Below are 24,034 nucleotides of genomic sequence, written 5' to 3' on the forward strand. Positions count from 1 at the left end.
CGGCGCACACACCGATGGGGGTCGGCAACATGTGCGCAAGCACCGTCACGCTCAAAGCAAAGGGGGAAAGTCTTCAAACCGGCAAGCTCGCGGGGCGACGGGGGTCGCCTCTTCGCGGCGCCGGGACCATATCCAACGACCGACGACCCACCAACATTCCGGGCCCGGCCACCCAGCGGGGTGCCTCGATCGCGTGGTTCATGTGCAACGACCGGCGGCCCGCCATCATTCCGGAACCGTGCCGGCGCCCCAGATCTCCGTGGGGCCAATCCGACAGCCGGCTCCCGGGGCCTTCCTCGGCCGTGCACCCGGGTTCAACGACCCCCAGCCGCCCGCCATTCCGGCCCCAGGATGCCGCCAGCCACTCCCAAACCGGACATCATCCGCCAGAACACTCGGACAGGCGACCACGAACCTCCGAAGATCCACTCCACGTCGCGTAAACGGCGGTATCCGACAGCCGCCGATACCGCCACATTCCGTACATGGAGTCGATCAAGGACCGGCCGGCGCGCAAAGGGCGACATACTCCACCAAAAGAGGGCCCGGACCGCCGGAAGACCACACCTCCCCCCAAAGCGCGCCCCCGAGCAGACGCCCACCAAGGCCCTGAGGCAAGTACCACCCCGTACACGCCGGGCGAACCACACAGCTCGGGCATCCGGGCGGCGATCGCCCACGACGGGGTGTGGCCCCGCCGTGACCGGCGCAGGGATCAAGCTTGACCCGCCTGGAGGCGGACACGGCGGGGCCACACCCGGAAACATCGACCAGGCAGGGCGGCGCCAGCGCGGGTCAGGCGGTGCGGACCGCGGCGGAGAGCAGCTCCCATGCTCGTCGACGTGCCCCTCGGCGCGGGTCAGGCGGTGAGGAGGTCGTCGGCCGCGGCGGAGAGCAGCTCCCATGCCTCGTCGACGTGCCGCTCGGCGGTCAGCGGCGAGCCGACCGCCAGGCGCAGCGCGTACCGCCCGTCGATCCGGGTGTGCGTGAGGTGCACCCGCCCGGTGCCGTTGACCCGGCGCAGCAGCTCCGCGCTCGCCTCGTCGCCAGCCCGCAACCGGAAGCAGACCAGCGAGAACGGGTGCGGCGCGGCCAGCTCGAACCGGTCGTCGGCCGCCACCCGCGCGGCGAAGCGGTCGGCGAGTGCCACCCCGGCGCGGATGTGCGCCCGCAGCCCCTCGACGCCGTACCAGCGAAGCACGAACCAGAGCTTGAGCGCGCGGAACCGGCGGCCCAGCGGGACCTGCCAGTCCCGGTAGTCGATCACGGCACCGGACTCGGTCGCCGCGTTGCGCAGGAACTCCGGCATCACCGTCAGCGCCTCGATCAGCTCGCCCCGGTCGGCCACCCAGAAGGCGTCGCAGTCGAAGCCGGTGAGCAGCCACTTGTGCGGGTCGAAGCAGTACGAATCGGCGTGCTCGACCCCGGCGTGCGACCAGCGCAGCTCGGGGCAGACCGCCGCCGCCCCGGCGTACGCGGCGTCGACGTGCAGCCAGACGCTGTGCTCGGCGCAGATCGCGCCGATCTCCGGCAGCGGGTCGACCGCGGTGGTGGACGTGGTGCCGATGGTGGCCACCACGATCGCCGGCACCACCCCGGCGGCCAGGTCCGCCTCGATGGCCGTCCGCAGCGCCTCCGGGCGCATCGCCTGCGTGGCCGGGTCCACCTCGATCGTCCGTACGCCGTCGGCGCCCAGCCCGGCGATCCGGGCCGCCTTCTCGATCGAGGAGTGCCCCTGCGTGGAGGTGTACGCGCGGTAGCGGCGGTCGACACCGTCGATCCGCCAGCGGCCCTTGCTGGCCCGATGCAGCGCGCCCAGCGTGGCGACCAGCATCGCCGACGAGGCGGAGTCCTGGATCACGCCGCCGCCCCGGCCGGTCGAGCGGAACCCCTCCGGCAGGTCGAGCAGGTCGGCGAGCCAGTCCAGCAGCACCGTCTCCAGCTCGGTGCAGGCCGGGCTGGTCGCCCAGAGCATCCCCTGCACGCCGAGCCCGGAGCTGACCAGGTCACCGAGCACGCTGGGGCCGGAGGTGTTGGCCGGGAAGTAGCCGAAGAAGCCCGGGTGCTGCCAGTGGGTCAGCCGGGGCGTGACGATCCGGTCCAGGTCGGCCAGGACGGCCTCGAGCGGCTCGCCCCGCTCGGTCGGCCCGGCGGGCAGCGCGGCGGCCACCGCGCCCGGCGGGTCCTGTGAGGTCACCGGCCGCTGGCCGAGCGTCGTCCAGTAGTCGGCGATCCAATCCACCACGGCGTGCCCGGCGCGGCGGAATTCCTCCGGGTCCATGTGCTCAGCCATGGTGTGGAGTCGATCAGGTGGGCCGGCCCGGGGGCAAGACCCGGGCGGGCCGACGAAATGGCACCGGGTCGCCAGGCCGCGGAACCCGCAGCGCTGGCGACCCGGTGCACCACACCGCGGCACTCCCGACCCGTCCCGACCGGGAGTGCCGTACCACCACCGGTCATCAACCTACGGGTGCCGCGCGACGGAGGGGTGACGTGGCTATGAAGAGCGTGTTTCAGGCATCCCGACGCAGGCCGCCGGCCACCTGCTCGGCGATCAGCTCGAACGAACGGACCCGGTCCGCCACGTCGTACACCATCGTGGTCAGCATCAGCTCGTCCGCGCCGGTGCGCTCCAGCAGCGCGCCGAGCTGCCGGGCCACCGTCTCCGGCGAGCCGGTCGCCTGGCCCTCCCGGCGCTGGGCCACGAACTCCCGCTCCAGCTCGGTGTACGGGTAGGCCGCCGCCTCCTCCGGCGTCGCCAGGGGCTCCGGCCGTCCCGAGCGCAGCTTCAGAAAGGACAGCCCGGCCGGACCGGCCAGCCACTCCGCCCGCTCGTCGGTCTCCGCGCAGACCGCGTTCACCGCGACCATCACGTACGGCTGCTCAAGCCACTGCGACGGCCGGAAGCTCTGCCGATAGAGCTGCAGCGCGGGCAGCGTGTTCTGCGCGCTGAAGTGGTGCGCGAACGAGAACGGCAGCCCGAGCAGCCCGGCGAGCTGGGCGCTGAACCCGCTCGACCCGAGCAGCCAGATCGCCGGCGACTGGCCCCGGCCCGGGGTGGCGGTGATCGGCCCCGGCTCCGCGCCGCTGAAGTAGTTCATCAGGTCGGCCAGTTCCCGCGGGAAGTGCTCGGCCGACAACCCCTCCATGCTCCGGCGCAGCGCCAGCGCGGTCACCTGGTCGGTGCCCGGCGCCCGGCCGATGCCCAGGTCGATCCGGCCCGGGTGCAGCGCCTCCAGCGTGCCGAACTGCTCCGCCACCACCAGCGGCGCGTGGTTGGGCAGCATCACCCCGCCCGAGCCGAGCCGGATCGTCGACGTGTGCGCCGCCAGGTGGGCGAGCAGCACCGCCGGGGCCGAACTGGCGATCGAGGGCATGTTGTGGTGCTCGGCCACCCAGAACCGCCGGTAGCCCAGCTCCTCAGTACGCCGGGCCAACTCGGTGGTGTGCCGCAGCGCCTCCCCGGCGCTGCCGCGAGCGGCCACCGGAGCAAGATCAAGAACAGACAAGGGTACGTTGATCACGCCCTGGCTCAACCGGCCGAGCACGGCCCTTGTTCCGCAAGGTGCCCTAACCCATACCGCGCGCCTGCTCGAAGATCAGGCTGGTCTGGGTGTGCTGCACCGCCGGATCCACCGCCAGATGGTCCAGCACGAAGTCCCGCAGCGCGTCCCCGGACGCCGCCCGCACGTGCAGCACGTAGTCCTCCGCGCCGGCCACGTGGAACACCGACACCACCCCCGGCAGCCGCACCGACCGGGCCCGGAACGCGTCCACCGCCGCCCGCTCGTGTGCGGCCAGCCGCACCGACACCAGCGCCTGCAACGGCAACCCCACCGCCGCCGGGTCCACCTCCGCGTGGAAGCCGCGGATCGCCCCGCACTCGCGCAGCGCCCGGGTACGCGTCAGGCACGTCGACGGGGCCACCCCGACCCGCTCGGCGAGGGCGTTGTTCGGCAGCCGGCCGTCGGCGGCCAGCTCGGACAGGATCGCGCGGTCGACGTCGTCCAGCGCGGCGAACGGTCGTACATCATTCGGTGCGACGGGCATGCGGGCATCATCCACCGAACCGCCGGGTGACGGAAGCGCAAATTGCAGAATCTTGTTCGATCCTATTGCCCGATCTCGGCCTCATGTTCGACGCTTCCGCCATGACCGCCGTGGACACCAGAGCCGTGCACGCCGGGCGCGACGACCTCGCCGGTCTCGGCGTCCACGTACCGCCCATCGACCTCTCCACCACCAACCCGCTGCCGTCGGTCGCCGACGGCGGCGACGCGTACGAGACCCTCGCCACCGGCGGCACCCTCCCGCCCGGCGGCAGCGCCGTCTACCAGCGGCTCTGGAACCCCACCGTGGCCCGCTTCGAGACCGCCCTCGCCGAACTCGAAGGCACCGCCGAAGCCGTCGCCTTCGCCAGCGGCATGGCCGCCCTCACCGCCACCCTGCTCGCCGCCACCCGCGACGGGCACCGCCACGTCGTCGCCGTCCGCCCCCTCTACGGCGGCACCGACCACGTGCTCGCCACCGGCCTGCTCGGCACCGAGGTCACCTGGGCGCAGCCCCACCAGGTCGCCGCCGCGATCCGCCCCGACACCGCCCTGGTCGTCGTCGAGACCCCGGCCAACCCCACCCTCGACCTCGTCGACATCGCCGCCCTCGCCACCGCCGCCGGCGACGCCCCGCTGCTCGTCGACAACACCGTCGCCACCCCCGTGCTCCAGCAGCCCGCCCGGCACGGCGCCGCCCTCGTGCTGCACAGCGCCACCAAGAGCATCGGCGGCCACGGCGACGTCCTCGCCGGCGTCGTCGCCTGCGACCCCGACTGGGCCGCCCGGCTGCGCCAGGTCCGCGCCGTCACCGGCGCCATCCTGCACCCGCTCGGCGCCTACCTGCTGCACCGCGGCCTGCAGACCCTGCCGCTGCGGGTCCGCGCCCAGCAGGCCGGCGCCGAGAAGCTCGCCGGCTGGCTCGCCGGCCACCCCGCCGTCACGCGCGTGCACCACCCCGCACTCCACGACCCGGCCGGGCTGGTCGGCCGGCAGATGTCCGGCACCGGCAGCCTGCTCGCCTTCGAGGTACGCGGCGGCGCGCCCGCCGCGGCCACCGTCGCCGGCGCCTGCCGCCTGATCACCCACGCCGTGTCGCTCGGCGGCGTCGACACCCTCATCCAGCACCCCGCCTCGCTCACCCACCGGCCGGTCGAGGGCGACGCCAAGCCGTGCGGCGGGCTGCTGCGGCTCTCCGTCGGACTGGAGGACCCGGAGGACCTGCGGGCGGACCTGGAGCGGGCGCTGGCGGCGATCTGACATCTGGCCGTCGTCGCGTCCGTGGTGCTGCTTGGTCTCAGGACTTCGGGCCGACGTGGCGGTCCAGGGCGGCGACCGCGTCCCGCCGGGCGACGGAGAGCGACCACGGCAGGTTCATCCGCCAGGCGATGCCGAGCAGGTCGAGGGCCCACTGACAGAGTTCCATGATGTCGGGCGATCGGTTGGAGAACATGTAGCGCGGATAGACGTACTCCCTGCCGCGGACGGTGACCCGGTTGGCGAAACGGGTTCCGTCGGAGTGGAACAGACCGCGCAGGAAGTGGCCCGCGTGTGGCGTCAGGATGTCCCACTGCCAGGGGGTGAGGACGATGGGGCGTTCGTGCTTCTTGCCCGGCCCGTGTTGTGGAATGAGGCAGGGCCAGTGCCGGGCGGTGCTCTGCACGGCGACGCAGCCGCGTTTCTGGATCCGCTGGACCTTGTTGGCCAGCACGGCGCGCATGGCGGTGTCGCAGGCGTCAATCAGATTGGGCCAGGCGTCGGCGCAGTAGATGCGGAGCACCGGCACCCGGTCGGTCGTGACGAGATGCCCGTCTCCGAGATATAGGCCCAACAGGTAGGCGTAGGCCGCAGGATCGGGCGGATCTTCCTGATCGGGGCGGCAGCGGAAGCAGCGGACGGCGCTGCCGAGCATGGCCGGTTCCGGCCGGTCGACGCACCAGTGCCAGACGGTGGTGTAGGGCAGGGAGAGGGTGCGGGCCACCGAGCGGATGTTGTGGCCTCGAGCCCTCAGAGCCCGGGCACGTGCTCGCATTTCGGGAGGATGCACATCGGCATCATCGAACAGGTGTATGACAAAAGTGCCGGGAGCGGGACTTGAACCCGCACGCCCTTTCGGGCAGATGCTTTTGAGGCATCCGAGTCTGCCGATTCCTCCATCCCGGCGTCACCCCTGCGGAGGGTGTGGCTCACTGTACCCGACTAGGCTCATGCGGGAGCATGGGTGGTGACCGTGCCGAGATGGATGGTGGGAGAGGCTCGTGGCCGAGACGCAGACGGATGGGGAGCGCAGGCGGGTACTGATCGCCGAGGACGAGGCGCTCATCCGGCTGGACCTGGCCGAGATGCTGGTCGAAGAGGGCTACGAGGTGGTCGGCGAGGCCGGTGACGGCGAGACCGCCGTGAAGCTCGCCGAGGAGTTGAAGCCGGATCTGGTCATCCTCGACATCAAGATGCCGATCATGGACGGGCTGGCCGCCGCCGAGCGGATCGCCGGCGCCCGGATCGCCCCGGTGATCATCCTCACCGCGTTCAGCCAGCGCGACCTGGTGGAGCGGGCCCGGGCCGCCGGCGCGATGGCGTACCTGGTCAAGCCGTTCCAGAAGAGCGATCTGGTGCCGGCGGTGGAGATCGCGCTGTCCCGCTACTCGGAGATCGCCGCGCTGGAGGCGGAGGTGGCCGGCCTCACCGACCGGCTGGAGATCCGCAAGACCGTGGAGCGGGCCAAGGGCGCGCTCATGACCACGTACGGGATGACCGAGCCGCAGGCGTTCAAGTGGATCCAGCGCACGGCGATGGACCACCGGATGACCATGAAGGAGGTCGCCGAGCGGATCCTCGCCGAGACCGCCGGCGGTGAGGTGGCCCAGCCGGCCTCCTGACGGCGCCGGTCGGGCGGTGCGCGGCAGCGGCGGCGATCGATAGAATCCGGCCGTGGCGACGCGGCGGCTGGTGGCGGTGCTCGGCGTCGTCGCCGTGCTGCTCGCCGGCTGCGTGCGGGCGAGGGCGCACGTCGAGCCCGGACCGCTCGACCCGCGGTGGCAGCCGCTGACGCTGACGCTGCCGGTGCCGCGGGGCACGCCGGGCCGGTTGGTGCTGCGCGACGTGGTGGCCTGCGCCGGGCGCTGGTTCGTAGTGGGCGGGGTGGCCGACCCGGCGGGGGAGACCCGTCCGGCGGCGTGGGCGAGCGCGGACGGTCTCTTCTGGTCGTCGGTGCCGATCGCGTCGGCGAGCTTCTACGGCGCGCGGCACGTGCTTTACGCGGCGGCCTGTCGGCAGGGTCGGTTGGGGGCGCTGGGCGCGCGGAACGGGGGCGTGCACGGCAATCCGCGCACCGGTACCTGGGTCCAGGATCCCGATGGCGCGCTGCGGGAGGTGGTGGCCCCGTTCGAGTTGTACGGGGGGCCGCGGGCGGTGAGTGTCTCCCGGCTGGTGGCGGGGTCGGGCGGGTGGCTGGTGGTCGGGTCCCGGGCCGACGGGGCGGCGGTGTGGACGTCGCCGGACGGGGAGCGGTTCACGCTGCGCGAGGGTGTCCCGGAGTTGGCCGGCGACGGTCGGGGCCGGACGGTCGGGTTGGACGCGGTGGCCGTACCGGCGGGCTGGCTGGTGGTGGGTGCGGTGCTGCCGCCGCACGCGACCACGGCGTCGCCGCTCGCTTGGACGTCGGTGGACGGTCGGGTCTGGCGGCGGGTGGGGCTGCCGGCGTCGGACGGGCGGAGCCAGGCGCAGCGGGTCGCTTTGGTGCGCGGTGCGGTGGTGGCGGTCGGTCCGGTGCGGGACGGGTTCGGGGTGTGGCGGGCGGCGTCACCCGACGCTGCGGGGTGGCGGAGGGTCGGTGGTTTCGGTGCGGCGGGCCCGGGCGTGTCGGCGGTGCGTGGGTTGGTGTCCGCGCCGGGCGGGGGGCTGCTGGCGGTGATCGGCGACGGGAGTGGTCACGGTCTGTGGTTCTCGGTCGATTCGGGTGGTTCATGGCGGCCGATGGCGTTGCCGGTGGTGGTGCCCGACGGTGGGGACAGTGCGGTGGCGGCGGCGTTCGGTGAAGATCGACTGATGTTGGTCGCCGATGACGGTGTGAGGTCTCGTGCCTGGTGGGCGGCGGTGCCGGTCGCCGACCGGTAGCGGGTGGGATGGCATTGGCTGCTTACCGACGAAACAAAGGCGAGAAACTCTCGTGACCGACGGTTCTTACAGCGATCGCTTCCGATCCGCCACGGCGTGTAACGGTTCGGTCAACCCGCTCTCCTGGGACTTACGCCACAGCGCCACGTGGGATAACGTCCCGGCCCAGACCGGCGACGACGGTCTGGTTCGTTCGCCCCCCGCAAGGGCCAATTGGCAGCGGGTGGTTGGGGCCATGCGACGGAGGAGGGTTCGGGCCTTGAGGCAGAAGCTCGCGCGCGTGATCGGTGGAGCCGCCATGCTGGCGCTCGTCGCCGGCGGCGCCGCCTGCAGCAGCAGCGGCGGTGACGACAGTGCGTCCGGTGGTGACAAGTGTGGCAACAAGATCGCGTTCTTCGGTGCGCTGACGGGTAGCTCGGCGGCGCTCGGCATCAACGAGAACAACGGCGTCAAGCTGGCCGTCGACAAGTACAACAAGGAGAACGCCGACTGCAAGGTCGAGCTCGTCCCGCTCGACTCGCAGGGCAGCCCCGACCAGGCCCCGAGCCTGGCGCAGAAGGCCATCGACGACCCGAAGATCCTCGGCCTTGTCGGCCCGGCCTACTCCGGTGAGTCGGAGGCCGCCGACCCGCTGTTCGCCGAGGCGGGCCTGGTGCACATCACCGCGTCCGCGACCCGGCCCAGCCTGGCGCAGCAGGGCTGGAAGACCTTCTTCCGCGCGGTGGGTAACGACCTCAGCCAGGGCCCCGCGGCCGGTCAGTACATCAAGGACGTGATGAAGGCCGACCGGGTCTACGTGATCGACGACCAGTCGGCGTACGGCGCGGGCTTGGCCGACGAGGTCAAGAAGGTGCTCGGCGCGGCCGTGATCGGCTCGGACAAGGTCCAGGGCGAGGGCAAGCAGACCGAGTTCTCCGGTGTGGTCACCAAGGTCAAGACCGCGAACGTCAAGGCGATCTTCTACGGTGGCTACTACCAGGAGGCCGGCCTGATCCGCAAGCAGCTCACCGCTGCCGGGGTCACCGCTCCGCTGGTCGCCGGCGACGGCGTCAACGACCCGGCCTACATCGCCTCTGCGGGCGCGGCGGCGGCCGAGGGCACCATCCTCACCTGCCCGTGCCAGCCCGCCAGCGAGGCGCGCGGCACCTTCAAGGAGGAGTACAAGGCGCTCAACGGCACCGACCCGGGCACCTACAGCGACACGGCGTACGACGCGGCGAACATCCTGCTGGCCGGCATCAAGGCGGGCAAGACCACCCGCGCGGACCTGCTGGACTTCGTGAAGAACTACAGCGGCGAGGGCGTGGCGGCCAACTACAAGTTCGTCGAGGGTGGCGAGCTGGACCCGGCGCAGGTGAAGGTCTGGGCCTTCAAGGTCCAGGGTGGTCAGGTCGTCCCCGACCAGGAGATCAAGAAGTCCTGACGACGGTCGCTGCTAGAGCGATTGAGTCGTGATCGCGGGTGCGGCCGGGAGCTCGCTCCCGGCCGCACCCCGCTTTTTTCGCCACACCTGATGGAGCGTCCCTCCCTTGAACTTCGACGGACTGTTCTCCAACTTCGGAGAACTCACCACGACCGGCCTGACGCAGGGCGCCATCTACGCCCTGGTCGCGCTCGGCTACACGCTGGTCTACGGCGTGCTGAGACTCATCAACTTCGCCCACTCCGAGGTCTTCATCGCCGGTGCGTTCGCCGCGATCTGGACGTGGAACGGCTTCGGCCTCGACCAGAACTCCCAGGTCAGCGGAGTCGGCTCGATCATGTTCTACCTGCTCGCGGCGGTGATTGTCGCGGCCATCGCCTCGGCGGGCACGGCGACCGTGATCGAGCGGGTGGCGTACCGGCCGCTGCGTAAGCGGAACGCCCCGCCGCTGGCCTTCCTCATCACGGCCATCGGCGCCTCGATCGCGATCTCGGAGGCGTTCGGCGTCTACACCCGTCGGCTTCCGGAGGGCGCGCCCAACCTGGTCAGCACCAAGCCGCTGTTCGAGATCGCCGGTGTGCCGATCGACTCCGTGCAGCTGCTCACCGTCGGCGCCGCGCTGGTGATGATGATCGCGCTGGACCTGTTCATCAACCGCAGCCGGCTCGGCCGCGGCGTCCGGGCGGTGGCCCAGGACGCCAACACCGCCGCGCTGATGGGCGTGAACAAGGACCGCATCATCATGCTGGTCTTCATCGCCGGCGGCACGATGGCCGGCGTGGCCGGTCTGCTCTACGACGTGAAGATCGGCACGCTGACCTACAGCGTCGGCTTCCTGCTGGGCCTCAAGGCGTTCACCGCCGCGGTGCTCGGTGGCATCGGCAACCTGCGCGGCGCGCTGCTCGGCGGCCTGCTGCTGGGTGTGGTGGAGAACTACGCCTCGGGGCTGTTCGGCTCCCAGTGGAAGGACTTCGCGGCGTTCGCCGTGCTGGTGGTGCTGCTGATGTTCCGGCCGACCGGTCTGCTGGGCGAATCGCTGGGGAGGGCACGGGCATGACAACGACCGTTAACCCGCCGAACCCGGAGCAACGGGAAGCGGCGATGGACCGGCTGCGCCACGGCCGCGAGGCGATCGCGGAGCGGTGGCGTAACGCCCCACGCTGGGTGCGCTGGGTGCTGCTCGCCGCGGTCATCGCGTTCTTCTACGCGCTGCCGAACAAGGAGTTCTACCAGTACCTCGGGCCGATCCCGACCCCGGGCGCGAACTTCACCCAGGTGATGTTCACCGTCTCGATCTACGTGCTGATGGCGGTCGGGCTGAACATCGTGGTCGGCTTCGCCGGCCTGCTGGACCTCGGCTACTTCGGCTTCTTCGCCGTCGGCGCGTACACCGTGGCGGTGCTGACCTCGCCGAGCAGCGACATCAAGGCGCTCTGGCCGTGGCTGCTGGTGGTGCCGGTGGCGATCGCGCTGACCATGGTTTCGGGCGTCATGCTCGGCACGCCGACGTTGCGGCTGCGCGGTGACTACCTGGCCCTGGTGACGCTCGGCTTCGCCGAGATGATCCGGATCTCGGCGGTCAGCCTTCCGTTCCTCAAGGGACAGCGGGGCTTCAACCAGATCCCGCACCCGCCGGGCAAGTACGCCGACGGCAAGCCGATCTTCGGCATCCTCGACGCCCGGCCGTACTACTGGCTGGTGCTCACGCTGATCATCCTGGTGGTGATCGGGGTGCGGAACCTCACCCACAGCCGGGTGGGGCGGGCGTGGATCTCCATCCGGGAGGACGAGGACGCGGCCCAGCTGATGGGTGTGCCGACGTTCAAGTTCAAGCTCTGGGCGTTCGCCTCGGGCGCGGCGATCGCCGGCCTGGCCGGCGCGCTCTTCGCCGGCAAGCAGAACTTCGTCAACTCGCAGAACTTCGAGCTGCTGAACTCGATCATCATCCTGGCCGCGGTCATCTTCGGCGGCTCCGGCAACATCTTCGGCGCCATCGTCGGCGGCGGCCTGGTGGCGTACATGATCGAGCGGTTCCGCGGCATCGAGCTGTTCGGCCTGGAGCTCTACGAGTACCGGTTCCTCTTCTTCGGCCTGGTGCTCGTGGTGATGATGATCTTCCGGCCGCAGGGCCTCATCCCGAACCGACGACGGGCGGCGGAGTTCAAGGACCGCCGCAAGGAGGTGATCGTCGGTGAGTGACGTCGAGCAGACGCCGGCCGTCCCGGCGCAGGCCACCGCGCCCGCGGTGGAGACGGCGCCCGCGCGGGAGCCGCTGCTGGAGGTCGACAACGTCACGCTGCGCTTCGGCGGTGTGGTCGCGCTGAACCAGGTGGACTTCACCCTCTACAAGGGCGAGATCCTCGGTCTGATCGGCCCGAACGGCGCCGGCAAGACCACCTGCTTCAACGCGATGACCGGCATCTACCAGCCCACCGAGGGCGAGATCCGGTTCCGCGGCGAGAAGATCAGTGGCAAGAAGCGGCACCGGATCACCAAGATGGGCATGGCGCGGACGTTCCAGAACATCCGCCTCTTCCCCGAGATGACCGCGCTGGAGAACGTCCAGGTCGGTGCCGACGCGCACCACAAGACCAGCGTCGTCTCCGCGCTGCTCCGGCTGCCCCGGCACTGGCGGGAGGAGCGGGAGGGCCGCGAGAAGGCCGAGCGCCTGCTGGAGTTCGTCGGCATCCGCAAACGGATGCACGAGTTCGCCCGCAACCTCTCCTACGGCGAGCAGCGGCGACTGGAGATCGCCCGCGCGCTGGCCACCGATCCGGTGCTGCTCTGCCTGGACGAGCCGGCCGCCGGCTTCAACCCGGCGGAGAAGGAGGAACTGCTCCAGCTCATCCGGCAGATCCGCGACACCGGCGTGACCGTGCTGCTGATCGAGCACGACATGCGCCTGGTGATGGGGGTCACCGACCGGATCGTGGTGCTGGAGTTCGGAAAGAAGATCGCCGAGGGCGTGCCCGCCGAGGTGCGGGACGACCCGAAGGTGATCGCGGCGTACCTGGGGGTGCCGGACGATGCTGCTTGAGATCGACGATGTGAGCCTGCTGTACGGGCGGATCCAGGCGCTGCACGGCATCAGCCTCACCGTGGACGAGGGCGAGATCGTGGCCCTGATCGGCGCCAACGGGGCCGGCAAGTCGACCACGATGCGGGCGATCTCCGGGATCCGGCCGGTGGCCTCCGGGCGGATCCGGTTCAACGGCGAGGACGTCACCAAGCTCCGGGCGGACCTGCGGGTGCGGCGCGGGCTGTGCCAGGCCCCGGAGGGGCGCGGCATCTTCCCGGGCATGACCGTGCTGGAGAACCTGGACATGGGGGCGTACACCCGACGGGACCGGGCGGGCGTCGCGCAGGACCTGAACCGGGTGATGGAGCTCTTCCCCCGGCTAGCGGAGCGGCGCAAGCAGGCCGGGGGTACCCTTTCCGGCGGCGAGCAGCAGATGCTGGCGGTGGGCCGGGCCCTGATGAGCCGGCCGAAGCTGCTGCTGCTCGACGAACCCTCGATGGGTCTCGCGCCGATGTTGATCCAGCAGATCTTCAACATCATCACCGAGATCAACGAGCAGGGCACGACGATCCTGCTGGTGGAGCAGAACGCGCAGCAGGCGTTGGCCCGGGCGCATCGCGCGTACGTGTTGGAGACCGGACGGATCGTCAAGAGCGGCACCGGCGCCGAGCTGCTGCACGACCCGTCGGTCAAAGAGGCATACCTCGGCGTGGCCTGACCGGCGACCCCCACATAAGGAGTACAGCCATGTTCAACCCCTCTGGTGCTCGACGGGCGGCGGTCGGGGCCGCCGGCGCCGCCGTGCTGCTGCTGTCCCTGGCCGCCTGCGGCGAGAAGGAGAATTCCGGCGAGCCCGGTGCCGGCCCCTCGGTGACCGCGGCGGCGGATTCCGCCCTCGCCGCGAAGGTGCCGGACGCGATCAAGGCGGACGGTGTGATCAAGGTGGGCACCGACTCCACCTACGCCCCGGCCGAGTTCCTCGACAACGACGGTAAGACCGTCGTCGGCTTCGACGTGGAGCTGTTCAACGCGGTCGCCCAGAAGCTCGGCCTCAAGGCCGAGTACGAGTCCGCGCCGTTCGACTCGATCCTGCCCGGTGTCGACTCGGGCAAGTACGAGGTCGGCGTCTCGTCGTTCACCATCAACGCCGAGCGCCTCAAGAGCGTCAACATGGTCAGCTACTTCTCCGCCGGCACCCAGTGGGCGACCAAGAAGGGCAACCCGGGCGGCATCGACCCGGAGAACGCCTGCGGCAAGAAGATCGCCGTGCAGACCGGCACCGTGCAGATCGACGACATCACCGCCCGGTCGAAGAAGTGCACCGACGCCGGCAAGCCGGCCATCACCATCGACCAGTACCAGGCGCAGAGCGACGCCACCGCCGCCGTGGTCAGCGGCAAGGACGAGGCCATGCTGGCCGACTCGCCGGTGGGCGCGTACGCGGTGAAGACGAGCAACGGCCAGCTGGAGCTGCTCGGCGACATCTACGAGTCGGCTCCGTACGGCTACGCGGTGAAGAAGGACCAGCAGGCCTTCGCCGAGGTGCTCAAGGAGGCCGTCCAGGCGGTCATCACCGACGGCAGCTACAAGACCGCGCTGCAGAAGTGGGGCGTCGAGGGCGGCGCCGTCACCACCGCCGAGCTGAACCCCGCCAGCTGACCATGTCGGTCGAGACGGAAACACCCGAACGGGCACGGCCGGAACCCATCCAGGCCGTGCCCGTGCGGCATCCCGGCCGCTGGGTCGCCGTTCTGGTGATCGGGGTGCTGGTCGCCATGTTCGTCCACCTGCTGGTGACGAACAAGGCGTTCAACTGGTCGTTCATGGTCGACAACATGTTCCGGCCGCCGATCATCGACGGGCTGAAGGGCACCATCGCGCTGACCATCCTCGCCATGGTGATCGGCATCGGCCTGGGCATCGTCATCGCGATCATGCGGCTGTCGACGAACCCGATCCTGCGCGGGGTCTCCTGGGTCTACACCTGGTTCTTCCGGGCGGTGCCCCGGCTGGTGCTGGCGATCCTCTTCGGCAACCTCGGCATCCTCTGGTCCCGGGTGGAGTTCGGGCTGCCGTTCGACCGGCAGATCGGCGCGCTGTTCGGGATCGACAACTTCGAGGCGCGGCTGTTCGGCTTCAGCGCCGTGGACATCCTCACCGGCTTCGTGGCCGGCATGCTCGCCCTCGGCCTGTCCGAGGCCGCGTACATGGCGGAGATCGTCCGGGCCGGCATCCAGTCGGTGGACGAGGGGCAGACCGAGGCGGCGCAGGCGCTCGGGCTGAGCCGGGCGCAGATCCTGCGCCGCATCGTGCTGCCGCAGGCCATGCGGGTGATCATCCCGCCGACCGGCAACGAGACCATCGCGATGCTCAAGGACACCTCGCTGGTCGCCTTCGTGCCGGTCAGCACCGAGCTGTTCTTCCAGCTCAAGGCCGTCGGCAACCGGACCTTCCAGGTCTTCCCGATGTACGTCGCGGCGTGCCTGTGGTACCTGGTGCTGACCAGCGTGCTGCTGGTCGGGCAGTACTACCTGGAGCGGCACTACGGGCGCGGCTTCGGCCGGAGCAGCGACGCGAAGAGCAAGCTGCAGGGCTTCGGTGTCTGGGGCCGCAGCACCGGAGGGGCAGGAGGCGCATGAGCGAGCTGATCGTGCCGGCCCAGGCCGGCGCGCCCGCGGCGGAGTCGGGCCTGATGGTCCGGGCCGAGCAGGTGCACAAGTCGTTCGGGCCCCTCGAGGTGCTCAAGGGCATCGACCTGGAGGTGCGGACCGGGGAGGTGTGCTGCCTGCTCGGGCCCTCCGGCTCCGGCAAGTCGACCTTCCTGCGCTGCATCAACCACCTGGAGAAGATCAACGCCGGCCGGATCTGGGTGGACGGCGACCTGATCGGCTACCGGGAGCGCGGCGGGAAGCTGCACGAGCTGCGGGACAAGGAGGTGGCCGCGCAGCGCCAGGCCGTCGGCATGGTGTTCCAGCGGTTCAACCTGTTCCCGCACATGACCGTGCTGCAGAACGTCGTCGAGGCGCCGGTGCTGCTGCGCCGGGCGAAGAAGGCGGAGGCCCGGGACCGGGCCGCGCAGCTGCTGGACCGGGTCGGGCTGGGGGACAAGCTCGGGGCGTACCCGGGTCAGCTCTCCGGCGGCCAGCAGCAGCGGGTGGCGATCGCCCGGGCGCTGGCGATGCAGCCGAAGCTGATGCTCTTCGACGAGCCGACCAGCGCGCTGGACCCGGAGCTGGTCGGCGAGGTCCTGGACGTGATGAAGAACCTCGCCCGGGACGGCATGACCATGATCGTGGTGACCCACGAGATCGGCTTCGCCCGGGAGGTCGGCGACTCGCTGGTCTTCATGGACGGCGGCGTGGTCGTCGAGCAGGGCAACCCGCGCGAGGTGATCGCCGCGCCGAAGCACGAGCGGACCAAGGCGTTCCTGGCCAAGGTCCTCTGACCGGTCGGGTCCGGTGCGGTACGTGTCGCACCGGACCCGACAGACCGGACACCACCACCGATGTCCGGCGGATCGCGGCCGTTCACGCCGCGCCGCGGGTCGGGCTTGTCGGCGGTACGGACTAGAGTCGCTGCCGTGACAGCTACGACGCCGCGCCTGCTCCTCGTCGACGGACACTCCCTGGCATACCGGGCCTTCTTCGCCCTGCCGGTGGAGAACTTCTCCACCACCACGGGGCAGCCGACCAACGCCGTCTACGGCTTCACCTCGATGCTGATCAACGTGCTCCGCGATGAGCAGCCCACCCACATCGTGGTCGCCTTCGACGTCTCCCGCCGCTCCTTCCGCACTGAGAAATACGCCGAGTACAAGGCCGGCCGCAGCGAGACCCCGACCGACTTCAAGGGCCAGGTCAGCCTGGTCAAGGAGGTGCTGGCGGCGCTGCGCGTCCCGGTGGTGGAGAAGGAGGGCTACGAGGCGGACGACGTCATCGCCACCCTCGCCTGCCAGGCCCGCGACCAGGGCATGGAGGTGCTGATCACCACCGGTGACCGGGATGCGTTCCAGCTGGTCGGCGACCGCATCACGGTGCTCTACCCGCGTAAGGGCGTCTCCGACCTGGCCCGGATGGACCCGGCTGCGGTCGAGGCGAAGTACGGCGTCGGCCCGGACCGCTACCGCGACCTGGCCGCCCTGGTCGGCGAGACCAGCGACAACCTGCCCGGCATCCCCGGGGTCGGCCCGAAGACCGCGGCCAAGTGGATCAACACGTACGGCGGGGTCGAGGGCGTGGTGGCCCGGGCCGACGAGATCAAGGGCAAGGCCGGCGACAGCCTGCGCGAGCGGCTCGCCGACGTGATCCGCAACTACGAGATCAACTGCCTGGTCTCCGACCTGGAGTTGCCGGTGCGCCCGGAGGACGCCCGCTGGCAGGGCTGGGACCGGGAGGCCGTGCACCAGGTCTTCGACACCCTCCAGTTCCGCATCCTGCGCGACCGCTTGTATCAGTACCTGGAGGCCGTCGAGCCGGAGGCCGAGGCGGGCTTCGAGCTCGCCGGGCAGGTGCTCACCGAGCCGGGCGGCCTCGCCGGCTGGCTGGAGACGCACGCCCCGGCCGGCACGCCGGTGGGCGTGGCGGTCAAGCTCGACACCGGCCCCAACCGTCGGCACACCGCCTCGGTGACCGGGATGGCCCTGGCCACCGCCGGCGGCGCCGCGGCCTGGTTCGACCCGGCCGCCGTCGACCCGGCCGACGAGGCGGCCCTCGCGGGCTGGCTGGCCGACGGCACCCGCCCCAAGGTGCTGCACGACAGCAAGCCGGCGGTGCTGGCCTTCGCCGCGCACGGCTGGGACCTGCAGGGCATCTCCCGGGACACCCAGATCGCCGCCTACCTGGCCCGCCCCGACCAGCGGTCCTACGACCTGACCGACCTGGCGCTGCGCTACCTGCACCGCGAGCTGCGGGTCGACGCGCCGGAGACCGGCCAGCTCACCCTGGAGGGGCTGGGCAACGACGGCGAGGCCGAGCAGAACCTCATGCTCCAGGCCCGGGCCACCCTCGACCTGGCCGACGCGATCGACGCCGAGCTGTCCCGCGACGGCGAGCAGTCGGCCCGGCTGATGGCCGGCGTGGAGCTGCCGCTCATGCGGGTGCTCGCCACCATGGAGCGCACCGGCATCGCCGCCGACACCGAATACCTGTCCGAGCTGGAGGCGCACTTCGCCGCCGAGGTGAAGGCCGCGGCGCAGGGCGCGTACGCGGAGATCGGGCGGGAGTTCAACCTGGGCTCGCCCAAGCAGCTCCAGGAGATCCTCTTCGGTGAGCTGGGCCTGCCCAAGACCAAGAAGATCAAGACCGGCTACACCACCGACGCCGACGCCCTGCAGTGGCTCTACGCCCAGCAGCCGCACCCGGTGCTGGCGCACCTGCTGCGCCACCGGGACGTGGCCAAGCTCAAGTCGACCGTCGACGGGCTGCTCAAGTCGGTCTCCGACGACGGCCGCATCCACACCACGTTCAACCAGACCGTGGCGGCCACCGGCCGGCTCTCCTCGACCGAGCCCAACCTGCAGAACATCCCGATCCGCACGGAGGAGGGGCGGCGGATCCGCCGGGCCTTCGTCGTCGGCGCCGGCTACGACTGCCTGCTCACCGCCGACTACAGCCAGATCGAGATGCGGATCATGGCGCACCTGTCGTCGGACGACGCACTGATCGAGGCGTTCAACTCCGGGCACGACTTCCACGCGGCCACCGCGTCCTCGGTCTTCGGCGTCCCGGTGGATCAGGTCACCGCCGACCAGCGGCGCAAGATCAAGGCGATGAACTACGGCCTGGCGTACGGGCTGAGCGCGTTCGGCCTCTCCCAGCAGCTCGGGATCACCGCCGAGGAGGCGCGCGGGCTGATGGAGAACTACTTCGCCGGCTTCGGCGGGGTGCGCGACTACCTGCACGAGGTGGTGGCCCGGGCCCGGCAGGACGGCTACACCTCCACCATCCTGGGCCGCCGCCGCTACCTGCCCGACCTGGTCAGCGACAACCGGCAGCGCCGGGAGATGGCCGAGCGGATGGCGCTCAACGCCCCGATCCAGGGCTCGGCGGCCGACATCATCAAGGTCGCCATGCTGCACGTCGACACCGCGCTGCGCGCGGCCGGGCTGCGCTCCCGGATGCTGCTGCAGGTGCACGACGAGCTGGTCTTCGAGGTCGCCCCCGGCGAACGGGAGACCCTGGAGGCCCTGGTCCGCAAGGAGATGGGGGAGGCGTACCCGCTGTCGGTGCCGCTGGAGGTCTCGGTCGGCGAGGGCCGCGACTGGAACAGCGCCGACCACTGACCCCGGCCGTCCCGCCCCGGTCCGGCCGGGTGTGGACACTGCGGTTGATCATGAGGTTGGCGGTGGTCGAGGCAGGTCCGGTTGCCGGTCCACCCGTCGCGGCGCCGGCCGGTCGGGCGCGGCCCGGCGAAGGCGGAGCCACGTTGATCGACTCCGCCTCGCCGATGCGGCGGCATTGACCAGGTCCGGACACCGCGACATCGCCGATCCGGCGGCACCCGGCGGCTCAGGCGACCACCGCATGAGCGGGTTCGTGGCGAGCCGCCGGCCCGGCCTCGTCCAGCTCGGCGGGCGGGCCGCGCCCGCGGCTCGGGTGCGGTCGGTCAGCGTCCCGGGCCCCGGCGCGCCTTCGGTGGGGCGCCGTGGCGCTGCAGGGCCTTCCGGGACGGGCCGCCCGGCGGCGGAAGCGGGGCCTTGACCGGGTCGTGCCCCCAGTTCATCAGGGAATAGCGCCACCGGGTCGCGCGGACGTCGCCGCTCGGTCGCTGCGCCATGTGCCGCCGGACGTACCCGACGACCTTGCGCATGTGCTTGTAGTCGGCCTCGGAGAGTTCGGCGCGCTTGCGGCGCAGCAGCTCGATGATCTTCCGGCCGGACTCGTGGCCGACCGACTCGCCGCCCCGGCTGCCCTTCTTCCGCCAGCCGACGTGCTTCGACTCGTCCGTCTCCAGCCACTTCTGGAGCTCACCGGGCTTCATGTTCACCGCCTCGGTGAACTCCCGGTAGGTGTCTCGGCCCCCGTCACTTCGGCTCATGGCGCAGCGCCTCTGGTCGGTGCGCGACGTCCCGACCCGAGTGGTCGTTGCGGATCCGGTACTGCGGGTCCTCCGGCGAGGCGTTCACGGTGTGCCCCCGGACGTGCGTCCGGTCCACCAGCTTCTCCTTGACCACGCCGTACGCCCGGCCGCTGTGGCTGGCCCAGGAGACGTGGTCGCCTTCGCGGAACTCCTTCTCGGCCATGCCCTTCGGGTACCCGGGGCCGCCCGGCGGAAACGACGACTACCCGCTGGCCGGCTTCTCCGCGACGAAGATCGCGGTGCCGGGGAAGAGCCGGCCGCGCAGCGGGCTCCACTGCCCCCAGATCCCCTCGTGCCCCTCCGGCCACTCCGGCTCCACCAGGTCCAGCAGGCGGAACCCGGCCCCCACCAGTTCCCGGATCCGGTCGCCGAGGGTGCGGTGCTGCTCGACGTACGTGGCCATCCCGTGCTCGTCCTGCTCGACGTACGGGGAGCGGTCGAAGTACGAGTGCACGGCGGCCAGCCCGCCCGGACCCGGGTCGTCGAGGAAGATCCACCGCATCGGGTGGGTGACCGAGAAGACCCACCGGCCGCCGGGGCGCAGCACCCGGGACACCTCCCGCATCACCGCCGCCGAGTCCGCCACGAACGGGATCGCGCCGAACGCCGTGCAGACCGTGTCGAAGGCGGCGTCGGCGAACGGCAGGGCGAGCGCGTCGGCCTGCACCAGCGGTACGCGTACTCCGGTGCGGGCGGCGGCCTGCGCGGCGTGCCGCAACATGCCCGCGGACAAATCCAGGGCGACCGGCCGGGCCCCCTGGGTCGCCAGCCAGCGGGCGGCGGCCGCGGCCCCGCAGCCGAGTTCCAGGATCCGCCGGCCGGCCACCTCGCCGAGCAGCCGGGCGTCGGCCTCGCGCAGCCCCTCGGGGCACCAGACGAAGTCCACGTCGCCCAGGAACGCGCCGTGCTCGGCCTGGTAGTCGTCGGCGTCGGCGTCCCACCAGCCCCGGTTGGCCCGGCGCGCCTCGGCGGCGCCCACCCGGCGCCGGGTCACCCTGTCCTCGTCCACCCGCTCACGCTAGCTTCCACCCGACTGGCCGCCGGCCGCGGTGGGTCGGGTGGGGCCGATGTGACGGACGAGACAGCTGGAGCACCTTACCGCGCGAAATCTCCGCTTTCGCAGCTGACGAGGTCGTGAGGACCCGGGAGGGCTTGCACGCTGTGGTAATGCAGCGGGTAGGCTAGAGGATGCGCTCGCGGATCGTGTGCCTCGGCAGGGAGCAGGTGCGCGGTCACCGGAGCCACTAATGATCTTCTGACGGCGATCGTTCGGTGTGCCCGGCGACGGATCCGCTGGCGCGGACTGAGTCACCGCGACGCCACGCCTGCTGTGACACCCATCCGACCGGAGCAACCGCCCACATGACGAGCAGCATCGAGGCCACCTCGAGCGCCAACAAGGTCACCGTCGACGACCTCGGTTCCGAGGAGGCTTTCCTCGCCGCGATCGACGAGACCATCAAGTACTTCAACGACGGCGACATTGTCGAAGGCACCGTCGTCAAGGTCGATCGGGACGAGGTCCTGCTCGACATCGGCTACAAGACCGAGGGCGTGATCCCCTCTCGGGAGCTGTCGATCAAGCACGACGTGGACCCGGCCGAGGTGGTTTCGGTCGGTGACCACATCGAGGCCCTCGTCCTCCAGAAGGAGGACAAGGAGGGTCGCCTGATCCTCTCCAAGAAGCGGGCGCAGTACGAGCGGGCCTGGGGCACGATCGAGAAGATCAAGGACGAGGACGGCGTCGTCCGCGGCTCGGTCATCGAGGTCGTCAAGGGTGGTCTCATCCTCGACATCGGCCTGCGCGGCTTCCTGCCCGCCTCGCTTGTCGAGATGCGGCGGGTGCGTGACCTGCAGCCGTACGTCGGTCGCGAGCTCGAGGCCAAGATCATCGAGCTGGACAAGAACCGCAACAACGTGGTCCTGTCCCGCCGGGCCTGGCTGGAGCAGACGCAGTCCGAGGTGCGCACCGAGTTCCTCAACAAGCTGCAGAAGGGCCAGGTCCGCAAGGGCGTCGTCTCCTCGATCGTCAACTTCGGCGCGTTCGTCGACCTGGGCGGCGTGGACGGCCTGGTGCACGTCTCCGAGCTCTCCTGGAAGCACATCGACCACCCGTCCGAGGTCGTCGAGGTGGGCCAGGAGGTCGAGGTCGAGGTCCTGGACGTCGACCTGGACCGCGAGCGGGTCTCGCTGTCGCTGAAGGCGACCCAGGAGGACCCGTGGCGTCAGTTCGCCCGCACCCACGCGATCCAGCAGATCGTGCCGGGTAAGGTCACCAAGCTGGTGCCGTTCGGCGCGTTCGTCCGGGTGGACGACGGCATCGAGGGCCTGGTCCACATCTCCGAGCTGGCCGAGCGCCACGTGGAGATCCCGGAGCAGGTCGTGCAGGTCGGCTCCGAGGTCATGGTCAAGGTCATCGACATCGACCTGGAGCGTCGCCGGATCTCGCTGTCGCTCAAGCAGGCCAACGAGGGCTTCGTCGAGGGCGAGGAGCACTTCGACCCGACCCTCTACGGCATGGCCGCGACCTACGACGAGCAGGGCAACTACATCTACCCGGAGGGCTTCGACCCGGAGACGGGCGAGTGGCTCGAGGGCTACGACAAGCAGCGCGAGACCTGGGAGAACCAGTACGCCGAGGCGCGCCAGCGCTGGGAGGCCCACACCAAGCAGGTGCAGACCTCCCGGGCCGCCGACGCTGAGGCCGCCGCTCACCCGGCTCCGGCCGCTGGTGCCACCACCACGACCGCGGCCCCGAGCCGGCAGGCCGAGGAGCCGTCCGGCACCCTGGCCACCGACGAGGCGCTCGCCGCGCTGCGGGAGAAGCTCGCCGGCGGCAAGTGATCCTGCGACGACTCCAGCTCGGCGCGTCTGAACGCCGCGCTTGAGCCGTCACTGACGACGGGCCCCGTCCCCGCGATCCGGTCTCACCGGGCCGCCGGGGGCGGGGCCCTCGCGTATCTCTACCCGGCCCGTCGTACGCCGGACCGCCGGGCGCGCTCGGTCGAGTCGGTGTGCGGCAGGTGGTGTTGTTACGGCCACCGGACACCCCGACCTGCGCCGACTGGCTCCGGCGGGCGCGGGCGGACGGGCGTCGGGGCGTTCCGCGCCGATCGCGCGGCCCTGAGCGGTTTGGCGCCGGCCGGATGATCGGGTTGACTGGGCGGGTGCTGATGGTGGGGTTGACCGGCGGTATCGGGTCCGGCAAGAGCGCGGTGGCCAGCCGGCTGGCCGCACTCGGCGCAGTGATCATCGACTCGGACCGCGTCGCCCGCGAGGTGGTCGCCCCAGGCAGCGAGGGGCTGGCCGAGATCGTGGCCGCCTTCTCCGACCGGGTGCTCGACGCGCGCGGCGCGCTCGACCGGGCGGCGCTGGGCGCCGTCGTCTTCGCCGACGAGGCGGCCCGTCGCCGGCTGGAGGCGATCATCCACCCCCGGGTCCGGGCGCGTACCGCCGAGCTGGCCGCCGCCGCGGCCCCGGACGCGATCGTGGTCAACGACGTACCGCTGCTGGTGGAGGTGGGGCTCGCGCCGACGTACCACCTGGTGGTCGTGGTGCAGACGGCGGTGGCCACCCGGCTGGCGCGGCTGGCGCGCGACCGGGGCATGGACCGCGCCGAGGCCGAGCGGCGGATCGCCGCGCAGGCCGACGACGCCCGCCGGCAGGCGGCGGCCGACGTGCTGCTGACCAACGACGGCCCGCTGGACGAGCTGCACGCGGCGGTGGACGCGCTCTGGCGCGACCGCCTGGTGCCCTACGAGCGCAACGTCCGCGAGCGCCGCGCGGTCCGCCCGGAGCAGGTGGTGCTCACCGACCCCGACCCGTCCTGGCCCCAGCAGTACGCCCGGTTGGCCGCCCGGATCCGGCGCGCGGTCGGGACCGACGTGCGGGTGGACCACATCGGCTCCACGGCGGTGCCCGGGCTGGCCGCGAAGAACGTCATCGACATCCAGCTCACCGTCTCGTCGCTGGCGGAGGCGGACGGGCCGCTGGCCGAGCGGCTCGCCGACGCCGGATTCCCCCGGCTGCCCGGCGACTGGTGGGACAACCCCCGCCCACCGGGCAGCGCCCACTGGGAGAAGCGGCTGCACGGCAGCGCCGACCCGGGCCGCCCGGTCTACCTGCACCTGCGGGTGGACGGCTCGCCCGGCTGGCGGTACGCGCTGCTGATGCGGGACCATCTGCGCGCCGACCCGGGCCAGCGGGCCGCGTATCTGCAGCTGAAGCGGGAGCTGGCCGCGTCCGCCCCGGACAGCGCCACCTACGGGACGCTGAAGGATCCCTGGTTCGACGAGGAGCACCTGTGGGCCGAGGAGTGGGCCGCGCAGACCGGCTGGCGGCCCTGACCGG

The 24,034-nt window shown here is 71.3% G+C and carries 21 protein-coding genes and 1 tRNA gene; 14 read left to right on the forward strand and 8 right to left on the reverse strand.

Annotated features, from left to right (window positions below; translation table 11 throughout):
* Window positions 1–859: 859 nt before the first annotated feature.
* From ACY34I_RS28460 to ACY34I_RS28470, 3 genes are all read right to left on the reverse strand, one after another.
* Window positions 860–2,293 carry a pyridoxal-dependent decarboxylase gene (locus ACY34I_RS28460; protein WP_462758121.1) on the reverse strand — a complete coding sequence of 478 codons (1,434 nt, stop codon included), beginning with the start codon at window positions 2,291–2,293 and terminating at the stop codon, window positions 860–862.
* A gap of 220 nt (window positions 2,294–2,513) precedes the next feature.
* Window positions 2,514–3,524 (reverse strand): LLM class flavin-dependent oxidoreductase, encoded by a 1,011-nt coding sequence (locus tag ACY34I_RS28465; RefSeq protein WP_187413670.1) that lies wholly within the window; start codon window positions 3,522–3,524, stop codon window positions 2,514–2,516.
* A 46-nt stretch (window positions 3,525–3,570) separates the two neighbouring features.
* Window positions 3,571–4,050, reverse strand: a complete 480-nt coding sequence (locus ACY34I_RS28470) for an Lrp/AsnC family transcriptional regulator (protein ID WP_148800466.1) — start codon at window positions 4,048–4,050, stop codon at window positions 3,571–3,573.
* An 83-nt stretch (window positions 4,051–4,133) separates the two neighbouring features.
* Between ACY34I_RS28470 and ACY34I_RS28475 the strand changes: the two genes are divergently transcribed.
* The gene (locus ACY34I_RS28475; RefSeq protein ID WP_462758122.1) at window positions 4,134–5,309 is read left to right on the forward strand and encodes a trans-sulfuration enzyme family protein; all 1,176 of its coding nucleotides are present in this window, start codon (window positions 4,134–4,136) and stop codon (window positions 5,307–5,309) included.
* Window positions 5,310–5,346: 37 nt separating this feature from the next.
* On the opposite strand, the gene ACY34I_RS28480 is transcribed toward ACY34I_RS28475, so the two are convergent.
* Both ACY34I_RS28480 and ACY34I_RS28485 read right to left on the reverse strand, forming a co-directional pair.
* Entirely contained in the window at window positions 5,347–6,030 is a 684-nt protein-coding gene (locus tag ACY34I_RS28480) for a transcriptional regulator (RefSeq protein ID WP_255472289.1), read from the reverse strand.
* 98 nt (window positions 6,031–6,128) lie between these two features.
* Window positions 6,129–6,212, reverse strand: a tRNA-Leu gene (locus tag ACY34I_RS28485).
* Between the two features lie 95 nt (window positions 6,213–6,307).
* Between ACY34I_RS28485 and ACY34I_RS28490 the strand changes: the two genes are divergently transcribed.
* The 11 genes from ACY34I_RS28490 to polA all read left to right on the forward strand — a co-directional run bounded on the left by ACY34I_RS28490 (window position 6,308) and on the right by polA (window position 18,887).
* Complete coding sequence (locus ACY34I_RS28490) at window positions 6,308–6,928, forward strand: ANTAR domain-containing response regulator (RefSeq protein ID WP_073833838.1); 621 nt, start codon at window positions 6,308–6,310, stop codon at window positions 6,926–6,928.
* 52 nt (window positions 6,929–6,980) lie between these two features.
* On the forward strand, window positions 6,981–8,165 hold the full coding sequence (locus ACY34I_RS28495) for a hypothetical protein (protein WP_462758123.1): 1,185 nt from the start codon (window positions 6,981–6,983) through the stop codon (window positions 8,163–8,165).
* A gap of 259 nt (window positions 8,166–8,424) precedes the next feature.
* Window positions 8,425–9,588, forward strand: a complete 1,164-nt coding sequence (locus ACY34I_RS28500; RefSeq protein WP_148800470.1) for a branched-chain amino acid ABC transporter substrate-binding protein — start codon at window positions 8,425–8,427, stop codon at window positions 9,586–9,588.
* A gap of 106 nt (window positions 9,589–9,694) precedes the next feature.
* Window positions 9,695–10,645: a branched-chain amino acid ABC transporter permease gene (locus ACY34I_RS28505; protein ID WP_148800471.1), complete on the forward strand. Its 951-nt coding sequence runs from the start codon at window positions 9,695–9,697 to the stop codon at window positions 10,643–10,645.
* On the forward strand, window positions 10,642–11,787 hold the full coding sequence (locus ACY34I_RS28510) for a branched-chain amino acid ABC transporter permease (RefSeq protein ID WP_462758124.1): 1,146 nt from the start codon (window positions 10,642–10,644) through the stop codon (window positions 11,785–11,787). The genes ACY34I_RS28505 and ACY34I_RS28510 overlap by 4 nt, the downstream gene beginning before the upstream one ends.
* Window positions 11,780–12,625 carry an ABC transporter ATP-binding protein gene (locus ACY34I_RS28515; protein ID WP_462758126.1) on the forward strand — a complete coding sequence of 282 codons (846 nt, stop codon included), beginning with the start codon at window positions 11,780–11,782 and terminating at the stop codon, window positions 12,623–12,625. The genes ACY34I_RS28510 and ACY34I_RS28515 overlap by 8 nt, the downstream gene beginning before the upstream one ends.
* A complete protein-coding gene (locus ACY34I_RS28520) occupies window positions 12,615–13,325 on the forward strand; it encodes an ABC transporter ATP-binding protein (protein WP_148800477.1) in 711 nt (236 codons plus the stop codon). The genes ACY34I_RS28515 and ACY34I_RS28520 overlap by 11 nt, the downstream gene beginning before the upstream one ends.
* Window positions 13,326–13,354: 29 nt before the next feature.
* Complete coding sequence (locus tag ACY34I_RS28525) at window positions 13,355–14,266, forward strand: ABC transporter substrate-binding protein (RefSeq protein ID WP_462758127.1); 912 nt, start codon at window positions 13,355–13,357, stop codon at window positions 14,264–14,266.
* Window positions 14,267–14,268: 2 nt separating this feature from the next.
* Window positions 14,269–15,246: an amino acid ABC transporter permease gene (locus ACY34I_RS28530; RefSeq protein WP_462758128.1), complete on the forward strand. Its 978-nt coding sequence runs from the start codon at window positions 14,269–14,271 to the stop codon at window positions 15,244–15,246.
* Window positions 15,243–16,052 (forward strand): amino acid ABC transporter ATP-binding protein, encoded by an 810-nt coding sequence (locus tag ACY34I_RS28535; protein WP_462758129.1) that lies wholly within the window; start codon window positions 15,243–15,245, stop codon window positions 16,050–16,052. The genes ACY34I_RS28530 and ACY34I_RS28535 overlap by 4 nt, the downstream gene beginning before the upstream one ends.
* Before the next feature lie 135 nt (window positions 16,053–16,187).
* Entirely contained in the window at window positions 16,188–18,887 is a 2,700-nt protein-coding gene (polA, locus tag ACY34I_RS28540; RefSeq protein WP_462758130.1) for a DNA polymerase I, read from the forward strand.
* Between the two features lie 323 nt (window positions 18,888–19,210).
* On the opposite strand, the gene ACY34I_RS28545 is transcribed toward polA, so the two are convergent.
* Genes ACY34I_RS28545 through ACY34I_RS28555 form a run of 3 tightly spaced genes read right to left on the reverse strand, consistent with a single transcriptional unit; the run spans window position 19,211 to window position 20,693 of the window.
* Window positions 19,211–19,642: a DUF3140 domain-containing protein gene (locus ACY34I_RS28545; protein ID WP_462758131.1), complete on the reverse strand. Its 432-nt coding sequence runs from the start codon at window positions 19,640–19,642 to the stop codon at window positions 19,211–19,213.
* Entirely contained in the window at window positions 19,629–19,847 is a 219-nt protein-coding gene (locus ACY34I_RS28550; RefSeq protein ID WP_462758133.1) for a hypervirulence associated TUDOR domain-containing protein, read from the reverse strand. The genes ACY34I_RS28545 and ACY34I_RS28550 overlap by 14 nt, the downstream gene beginning before the upstream one ends.
* Window positions 19,848–19,886: 39 nt before the next feature.
* Window positions 19,887–20,693: a class I SAM-dependent methyltransferase gene (locus tag ACY34I_RS28555; protein ID WP_462758134.1), complete on the reverse strand. Its 807-nt coding sequence runs from the start codon at window positions 20,691–20,693 to the stop codon at window positions 19,887–19,889.
* Between the two features lie 353 nt (window positions 20,694–21,046).
* On the opposite strand from ACY34I_RS28555, the gene rpsA reads away from it, so the two are divergent.
* Window positions 21,047–22,528, forward strand: a complete 1,482-nt coding sequence (gene rpsA, locus ACY34I_RS28560) for a 30S ribosomal protein S1 (protein WP_462758135.1) — start codon at window positions 21,047–21,049, stop codon at window positions 22,526–22,528.
* A 323-nt stretch (window positions 22,529–22,851) separates the two neighbouring features.
* Window positions 22,852–24,030: a dephospho-CoA kinase gene (gene coaE / locus ACY34I_RS28565; protein WP_462758160.1), complete on the forward strand. Its 1,179-nt coding sequence runs from the start codon at window positions 22,852–22,854 to the stop codon at window positions 24,028–24,030.
* Window positions 24,031–24,034 lie beyond the last annotated feature (4 nt).

Source organism: Micromonospora sp. RTBAU3-60 (assembly GCF_054963695.1).